The following is a 556-nucleotide window of genomic DNA, read 5'->3' on the forward strand; positions in this document are numbered from 1 at the left end:
GGATGTGCATTTGTAATACCGCGCACGCGCCGGCATCACAAATACCCTGGTCAGGGCTGCGCCCCGACACCCCGCCATCGCCTCACGGCCGCGCACTGAATTGCGCACCCGTTCACCGATTTTCACGCATTTTCCTCGCCTATCTGTGCGTTCAGCATGGCGTAAAGCGCTTCGGCCTGATCGTGCAGGTGCTCACAGCAGCCGGCAGCCTCATCCAGATCCATCTGCTCGAGCCGCTCAAGGAGGAGAAGTGTCTGTGCGCGGATAAATTTGGCCATATTGAGGGCGGCGGATTCCTGTCTGGTCACTGGTGATTTTCCCCGTCTGGTGATGATTTTTGCGTGAAAAGAGCATGGCGTCATTCTGGTGCATAGTCATGCATGCCGTTAAAATTTAACAGGCGCGTTTCTGACGGGTTCCGGGGTGGTTTGTTGTGGTTTTTGTTGTGTGGTGGGTTTTGGGTGGGGTTGGTGGTTTCGAGTGGGGCATTGCGTCGGTTTCGTAGTAGGATGTTGCCACGACTGGTCCTGACGTGACACCGGTCATGTTCGGCGAC

At 56.3% G+C, this 556-nt stretch carries 1 protein-coding gene; it reads right to left on the reverse strand.

Annotated elements, in window-relative coordinates; genetic code table 11:
• Positions 1-122: 122 nt before the first annotated feature.
• On the reverse strand, positions 123-362 hold the full coding sequence (locus ACWXWW_RS17860; protein ID WP_050584111.1) for a Rop family plasmid primer RNA-binding protein: 240 nt from the start codon (positions 360-362) through the stop codon (positions 123-125).
• Positions 363-556 lie beyond the last annotated feature (194 nt).

This window comes from Microbacterium sp. KNMS (assembly GCF_053851835.1).

Bases quoted from the DNA above. Each gene is read 5' to 3' on its own strand.
- ACWXWW_RS17860 (WP_050584111.1), bottom strand. From the start codon at position 362: ATGACGCCATGCTCTTTTCACGCAAAAATCATCACCAGACGGGGAAAA.